General features: G+C 59.9%; 8 protein-coding genes and 1 pseudogene. 6 read left to right on the forward strand and 3 right to left on the reverse strand.

Going from position 1 to position 7,272, the window contains the following annotated elements; genetic code table 11:
* Positions 1–406 precede the first annotated feature (406 nt).
* The 4 genes from GGD50_RS32200 to GGD50_RS32215 all read left to right on the forward strand — a co-directional run bounded on the left by GGD50_RS32200 (position 407) and on the right by GGD50_RS32215 (position 4,438).
* The gene (locus GGD50_RS32200) at positions 407–1,318 is read left to right on the forward strand and encodes a LysR family transcriptional regulator (RefSeq protein WP_183941322.1); all 912 of its coding nucleotides are present in this window, start codon (positions 407–409) and stop codon (positions 1,316–1,318) included.
* Positions 1,319–1,482: 164 nt separating this feature from the next.
* A complete protein-coding gene (locus GGD50_RS32205; protein WP_183941324.1) occupies positions 1,483–1,935 on the forward strand; it encodes a (2Fe-2S)-binding protein in 453 nt (150 codons plus the stop codon).
* Between the two features lie 14 nt (positions 1,936–1,949).
* Positions 1,950–4,106 carry a xanthine dehydrogenase family protein molybdopterin-binding subunit gene (locus GGD50_RS32210; RefSeq protein ID WP_183941326.1) on the forward strand — a complete coding sequence of 719 codons (2,157 nt, stop codon included), beginning with the start codon at positions 1,950–1,952 and terminating at the stop codon, positions 4,104–4,106.
* Positions 4,107–4,108: 2 nt separating this feature from the next.
* Positions 4,109–4,438 (forward strand): c-type cytochrome, encoded by a 330-nt coding sequence (locus GGD50_RS32215; protein WP_183941334.1) that lies wholly within the window; start codon positions 4,109–4,111, stop codon positions 4,436–4,438.
* A gap of 227 nt (positions 4,439–4,665) precedes the next feature.
* Here GGD50_RS32215 and GGD50_RS32220 read toward each other — a convergent pair whose 3' ends face one another.
* The 3 genes and pseudogenes from GGD50_RS32220 to GGD50_RS33640 all read right to left on the reverse strand — a co-directional run.
* Positions 4,666–4,872, reverse strand: a complete 207-nt coding sequence (locus GGD50_RS32220; RefSeq protein ID WP_183941328.1) for a hypothetical protein — start codon at positions 4,870–4,872, stop codon at positions 4,666–4,668.
* A gap of 262 nt (positions 4,873–5,134) precedes the next feature.
* Positions 5,135–5,362, reverse strand: coding sequence for a 2Fe-2S iron-sulfur cluster-binding protein (locus GGD50_RS33635; RefSeq protein WP_414125267.1), 228 nt, complete (start codon positions 5,360–5,362; stop codon positions 5,135–5,137).
* 229 nt (positions 5,363–5,591) lie between these two features.
* Positions 5,592–6,263, reverse strand: a pseudogene (locus tag GGD50_RS33640) (FAD-binding oxidoreductase); the annotation flags it as partial.
* Between the two features lie 148 nt (positions 6,264–6,411).
* Between GGD50_RS33640 and GGD50_RS32230 the strand changes: the two are divergent.
* Together GGD50_RS32230 and GGD50_RS32235 are read left to right on the forward strand one after the other, a co-directional pair.
* A complete protein-coding gene (locus tag GGD50_RS32230; protein ID WP_016736583.1) occupies positions 6,412–6,612 on the forward strand; it encodes a type II toxin-antitoxin system VapB family antitoxin in 201 nt (66 codons plus the stop codon).
* Complete coding sequence (locus GGD50_RS32235) at positions 6,609–6,992, forward strand: type II toxin-antitoxin system VapC family toxin (protein WP_183941332.1); 384 nt, start codon at positions 6,609–6,611, stop codon at positions 6,990–6,992. Before GGD50_RS32230 ends, GGD50_RS32235 begins: the two co-directional genes overlap by 4 nt.
* The last annotated feature ends 280 nt before the right edge of the window (positions 6,993–7,272 follow it).

Consider the following 7,272-nt stretch of genomic DNA (forward strand, 5'->3'; position numbering starts at 1 on the left):
GCCGGAGCGGCGCTTGAAACCAACGAAACTGCAAACCAATGAGGGGGTCAGTTCTTCAATTCGGCAGAGGGGTCAATTCCTCGATTCGCTTGACAACGTGTCCGGAAACCATGCCATGCTCCATATTTATACGACGTATAATTATGATGTCGGAGGCCTTGTCAAGCGTTGGCGATGCCCCGTTGCTTCATGGCAGAACCGGAGGCAGGAGACGAGACATAAGCGGAATGGGCGATCTAACGGACCGAGGCCGGTCCGCAGTCCCACGTGTCACTCGGGTAGTGCGAGCTACACCAACTCGAGGGAAGGCATCAGAGTCCAGAATTCAGTTGCGTTTATCCGCTATGGGTCGCATGTAGCCAGCGGATGGACGACTGCAGCGCTGGCAAGTGTCGATGAGGAGAGCATGGGCCGTCAGAACCCGTTTGATGGATTGGCAGAATTCCTGGCGGTCGCAAGCCGGAACAGCGTTCGCAAGGCCGCACTGGACCTCGAGGTCACCCCGGGGGCCGTCAGTCAGGCGCTGCAGAAGCTCGAGCGTCGATTGGGCACGCCGCTGTTTCACCGAACGACGCGACGGATCTCCCTGACGGAGGCAGGTGAAGCGCTGCTCGCCGAGGTCGGACCTGCCGCACAGGCTATCGAGGCCAGCCTTGACCAGGCGTCAGGCTCCGCAAACGAACCTTCCGGGACCCTAAAGCTCATCGTCGAGCGCCTCGCGGTGCCCTTCGTCATCGAGCCGCTCCTGCCCGAGTTCTCTGCCGCCTGGCCCAAGGTCAAGGTCGATATCACAGTCAGCAACAGGCATCATGACTTCGTGGCCGCCGGTTACGATGCTGGGATCATCATCGGGCCTTATATCGCTCAGGACATGATTGCGGTCAGGCTTTCCCCGCACTTCCATTGGGCGGTTTTCGGGTCTCCGGACTATTTCCACAAGCATGGGCGGCCAATGATCCCGGCAGATCTCGCCAAGCACAACTGCATCCGTTTTCGTCGTCCCGAAAAGGGCGACATCTATCGCTGGGAATTCCTGGAGAATGGGCAAAACGTCAGCATCGAGCCTACAGGCCCCGTCACCGTCAACGACGGAGAGCTGATGCAACGGCTTGCAGCACGCGGTCAGGGTCTTATCTACTCCTCGACTTACCACGCGTCACACCGCGTCGCTGCCGGGCAGCTCGAACCGGTCTTGCTCGACTACTCACCCGGCACGGACGGGCTCTATCTCTATTTTACCAAGGCAGCTCAGGCGCAGCCCAAGCTGCGCGTCTTTATCGATGCCTGCTCGGAGCTGAGGCGATCATCGATGGACTGAAACGGGCGCTGCATAGCCACAGACGACGCGCTCGCAAACGCCCGAGCAGCCATCTACAGATTGTTTAGTTACTCTATGCAGCAAGTGCAGCAGACGCCGATTTATCCACATCGATAAACACTGCATGTTCCGCCGACCTTCAGGTCTTCAACGGAGCAAGGCACATGGCGTTCACCCTCCAGATCAATGGACACCCGCATTCAGTCGATGTGGATGGCGACACGCCACTTCTGTGGGTCATTCGCGACGTCCTCGGCATGACAGGCACCAAATTTGGCTGCGGGCAAGCGCTGTGCGGCGCCTGTACCGTCCATGTAGATGGCGTTGCGACGCGGTCCTGTGTCACTCCGATCGACAGCGTCGCCGACAGCGAGATCACGACGATTGAAGCGCTTGGGACGCTTCCGCACGGGACGGCGCTTCAGAACGCCTGGATCGAGCTGGATGTGCCGCAATGCGGCTACTGCCAGTCGGGTCAGCTCATGTCGGCTGCTGCCCTTCTCTCTGACGTTGAACATCCGACCGACGAAGACATCGACAACGCCATGTCCGGGAATGTCTGTCGATGCGGGACCTATCAGCGCATTCGCGCAGCCATCAAGCTTGCCAGCGCCTGAGAGGAGCAGAGATCATGTCGAACAGAATGAACGGCCCCAGCCTCAACCGACGCAGTTTCCTCAAGGCGAGCGCAGCACTCGGCGGCGGTCTCATCGTCAGTCTCGGACCTCTTTCCACCGGACCTCTTGGCGCCACAGACTTCGCACCGAACGGCTTCATCCGGATCGACCGCAGGGGTCTTGTCACCCTGGTCATGCCACAGGTGGAAATGGGGCAAGGGATCTATACCGCCCAGGCGATGCTGATTGCCGAAGAACTGGATGTCAGCCTGGAGGAAGTGAAGATCGAGCATGCGCCCGTCAACGAAGCGCTTTACGGTCATCCGATGCTCGGACGACAGATGACCGGAGGGTCGACTTCGATCCGAGCATTCTGGACACCGTTGCGAACGGCTGGCGCGACAGCGCGGCTTCTTCTCATGCAGGCGGCGGCCAGCGAGTGGAAGGTCGACGTGGCCGCATGCAAGACCGAGCAAGGGTTCGTCCTAAACCCGGACGGGCGCACGCGGCGGGCCTATGGTGAGCTGGTCGACATGGCCGCCTCTATGCCGATTCCCCCTGCGGACACCATCACCCTCAAACAACCGGCCGACTTCAGGCTGCTCGGGACCTCAGCGAAACGCCTCGACACGCGCTCGAAAACGAATGGCGCATTGATATACGGTATCGACGCCTCGCCTGCCGGGATGAAGTTCGCAGCCATTGCAATCGCGCCAGTCCTCGGCGGGAAACCGATCTCTGTGAACCAGGCGGCAGCACTGGCCATCAAGGGTGTGAAGCAGGTCGTGATCACGGAGGATTCCATGGCGGTCGTCGCAGACCACACAGGGGCTGCCAAGAAGGGGCTCAAGGCCGCTGGCATCGCGTGGGAAGACGGCGCGAACGGCACGGTGTCACAGGCCGACATCCTCCGGCAGCTTGATGAACAGTCGCAGGAGAACGGAGCCGTGGCACGCAGCGAAGGCGATGTCGCAACGGCGCTATCCAGCGCGGCTGTCACGATCGATGCCGTATATCAATTGCCCTTCCTTGCCCATACGGCCATGGAACCGATGAACTGTACCGTCCATGTGCGCGAGGACACCTGCGAACTCTGGGTCGGAACACAAAACATGTCTGCGGCAAAGCAGGCGGCGGCTGCGGTCACCGGCCTGCAGCCCGAGAAGATCATCATCAACAACCACATTGTCGGTGGCGGCTTTGGTCGACGGCTGGAGGCCGATGGCATTGCTCATGCCGTGAAGATCGCAAGACAGGTCCAGGGCCCGGTCAAGGTGATCTGGAGCCGTGAAGAGGACATCCAGCACGGCTACTACAGACCTTATTATTACGATCGGATCTCCGGGGGGATCGATCAAGACGGCCGTCCTATCGCCTGGAGCCACCGCGTCTCCGGATCCTCGATTTTTGCTCGTATCGCACCCGCTGTCATGCAGAACGGCGTCGATCCCGACGGCGTCGAGGGCGCCGCCCACCCGCCCTACAAGCTTCCGACGATCCACGTCGAGTTCAAGCAGGTTGAGCCGCCAGGTGTCCTAACAAGCTGGTGGCGGGGCGTTGGGCCGTCCCACAATATCTTTGTGGTCGAAAGCTTCATCGACGAACTGGCCGCAGCGGCGAAGACCGATCCCGTCGACTATCGCAAACGGCTGCTCTCGGAAAACCCGCGTGCGCTGGCCGTGCTCGAGCTCGCGGCAGAAAAGGCGGGTTGGGGCAAAACACTCCCCGAGCGGCAGGGCCGCGGCGTTGCAGTACAATTCGCCTTCGGAACCTATCTCGCAATGATCGCCGATGTCTCAGTGGCGACAGATGGAACGGTTCGCGTTCCACGGATCGTGACGGCGGTCGACTGCGGCTTGACGGTCAATCCGGATACGATCGCCGCCCAGATGGAGGGTGGCGCGCTCTATGGCCTGACTGCGGCCCTCTACGGCGCAATCACCTTCGCCCAGGGCCGCGTCGAGCAAAACAATTTCGACACGTATCTGCCGCTTCGCATCGATGAGGCGCCGCATGTGGAAACTCACATCGTGCGAAGCGTCGAGGCGCCCGGAGGCATCGGCGAGGCAGCGACCTCTGCGGTCTTCCCCGCGGTCACCAACGCTATCTTTGCAGCCACAGGCAGGCGTGTCAGAACCCTGCCGATCAATCCGGAAGAGCTGAAGGCGTGACCATGCTCAATGCACTGCGATTGATCTTGTCCATCGCGACCCTCTGCATTGCGAGCCAGGCCGCCGCCGCAGACTCAGGCGACACGGTCCGTGGCCACCAACTCTTCAGCCGCTGTTCGGGGTGCCACTCGGTGGAAGGCGAGAACAAGTCCGGGCCCTTCCTAAACGGTGTCGTCGGGCGAGAAGCGGCAACCGTCGAGGGCTATCGCTACTCCCCGGCGCTTTCGAACGCCGGCATCATCTGGACGGAGGAGGCCCTCGACCACTACCTTGCCGGCCCGACCAAGGCTGTGCGTGGAACGCGCATGAGCGTCAGCGTTTCGAGCGAGTAGGATCGCGCGGATATCATCGCCTACCTTAAGTCCCTGGGTGGCCCGTGACCAGTTCCCGACGCACGTGTCCGACCGCCGACACCCACACCGGTGCTCGGGCTGGACCTAAGCAGATGAAGCGTGTTGCCGAAGCCGGCAACTTCTTTCCGATTGAGCAATCCGACTATGTGGGCACCGATGAGGGATCCTCAGTCAGACGAGAGGATCGTATGAACACCGAATACAGATCAAGGCGTTTGTCCAGGAAAGGCCCAGTCGCGAATCTCCCAAAACCGTCTGGCGATAGAGAAGGAATAGACGGCGTCGAGGCCATCTGCGTCCTTGTCGCCCTGCGCTTTGGGCGTCAGAAGATCGGGTTGCAGAGAGACTTCGATTTCTTTGGTGCGATGGTCAGGGCCAAAGAGATCCTCGGCTCCGTTGAAATATAAAGCCATGACCTGGCTCTGCCCGCTTTCAGGAGAGCGGGGAGAGGCGCAAAGGCCGCCATCGCAGTCGGCTGGCCAGATCGTGTGGAGCGGATAGCGCTTCTATACTCTCTGCCTCGAATGGGCGTGCTGAAAACGCCATCATTCCGACAGGCATAGAGGTAGTGATATCACTGGTTCATGGCCACGGAACGTGGTGCCGAGGCGATTGCTGAGGATCCACGTGGCTCTGCTCGCGTTCAGCGGGAGCGCGCCACGCTCTGGCCAGCCCTCACAAATCGAGCTGCAATTCATCGTCCGTTTGTGCAGGAACCGAACAACAGATCAGCGCCTCGCCATCTGCTACGGCATAGCCAGGCTTTGCTTGATAACTGACGTCGCCCTTGACAATTGTTGTCCGGCAATCGCCGCAATTGCCAGCCCGGCAGCCATAGAGTGGACTGAGGCCGCACTGCTCGGCGAGTTCCAGCAAGGAGCCGCCGCCCGGCTTCCAGAGCACCCTCCTTTCCTGATCGTGTGAAGACGACGCGGGTCGGAGCTTGAGCTATGGGCAGAGGCGGCAGCGCGGACAAGCGAACACCGGGATCGCGCTTCAGACCGGAGGGGCCGAACGCCTCCGCATGTATACGACCGTCTGGAATATTCAATCCGCGCAGCCCGTCATACATCGACTGCATGAAGGCGGAAGACCCGCAGATGTAGAAGACAAAGTCTCCGAATGGCAAATATGCCTTCAACAGCGTCATGTCGATACGACCGGCCCTATCAAAAAGGCCCTCGTCGCCGACATCGGGCGTTCCGAGCACCCTGATATCCTGGACCGTCCCTTCGCTACGCGCGACCAGTTCGCCGATTTCGCGATCAAAGGCTCTTTCGGCAGAGATGCGCGACGACCGCACTAGCCAGACTGGCCGGCGATGGCGCGTTCTATCGCCAGTCTGGACGACATGGCGCAGCATAGACAGCAGCGGAGCGATACCGATGCCAGCCGCGAGGAATACGGCCGGACGGCTGCGTTCCGTCGCATCGATGGTGAACGCTCCAAGAGGCGCCAGCGCCTCGATCTCGTCGCCTTCCTGCAGTGCGTGAAGGAGCGTGGATGCCCGGCCCTCACGCTTGACGCTCAGCCTGTAGCAGTCATCCGATGGAGCACTTGATATCGTGTAGTTTCGACGACGCGTGTCCTTCCCGTCCTTGATGCGGATCGGCAGATGCTGGCCTGCAAGGTGCGGGATGACAGCCTCTCCATCGACCGGCGTAAGATGAAGCGAACGGATCGTTGAGCTTTCCTCGATGGCCCGCTCCACGCGGAAGCGCCTCCATGTCTTTGGCTGGGCCGCGATCTTCAAGCGGCTTACGGCCTCCTTCCAGCCCCCCGTCATCAGACTGTTCGGCGACATGCCGTCATGGGACCGGAACCCGCGCCTGGTGCAAATATCCTGCCGCTGGATTTGCACATCCGACGGCCGACCTATTGGAGTGAAGATCAGGCGTAGATTTTATCACCAAATGGTGCTATCTATAACACCATAATTAGGAAGCCAAACGATGCGATCGACTATCAATCTCGACGACACCCTCATGGAAAGGGCTAGGTCTCTAACGGGCACGAAAGAAACCGCCACTCTGGTCCGCCAAGCGTTGGAGACGCTTGTTCGTGTGGAGTCGGGAAAACGCCTCATCGCGCTTGGCGGAACTATGCCGGATGCGGAGGCAGCCCCACGCCGCCGGAGCGCAGCTGCCAAGTGATACTTGCCGACACTTCCATCTGGATCGATCATTTCCGGCATGCCGATTCAGAGCTGCGTAGGATTATTGAGGACGATCATCTCTTATGCCATCCAGCCGTAATCGGAGAGCTCGCACTTGGCAGCCTTCGGGATCGCAGTAGCGTGATAGCTTTCCTGGCGGCCCAGCGCGAAGCGTTCGTCGCGACCCACGACGAAGTTATGATGATGATTGATCGCCACGCCATTTTCAGTATGGGCATTGGCTATACAGATGCCCACTTGATGGCCTCAGTTCTCCTCGATCAACGAGCGGTCTTATGGACCAGAGACAAGCGTCTGCGTGCAGCGGCCGAAAAGGCGGGCGCTTCATTGCACACCCCTGCCAGCGCGCAAAACTAAATGCTGTATCGAAGCGCTCATGCTGGTCATGAGCCGCCTGAGCGCAGAGTTCCGATCGATGCATTATGCGATCTTCTTGGCCCTAAAACGCGAACCCCATAGCAACAAGTCGAACGCTGGCCTCGAAAGCTCCCGCCGTGCCTTAACCGTTGATCCCGCTATTTCGGTGTCAGTGGCGTAAGGGGTATTTATGGAACAGGATGCGGTTTGCTGGAGTTAGGTCTTTTTTAGCGACTATGACAACCTGAGGACATAGCAACGGGGCTGAAGCCAGATTATT

This window comes from Martinezella paranaensis (assembly GCF_014200235.1).
Classification (GTDB): domain Bacteria; phylum Pseudomonadota; class Alphaproteobacteria; order Rhizobiales; family Rhizobiaceae; genus Rhizobium; species Rhizobium paranaense.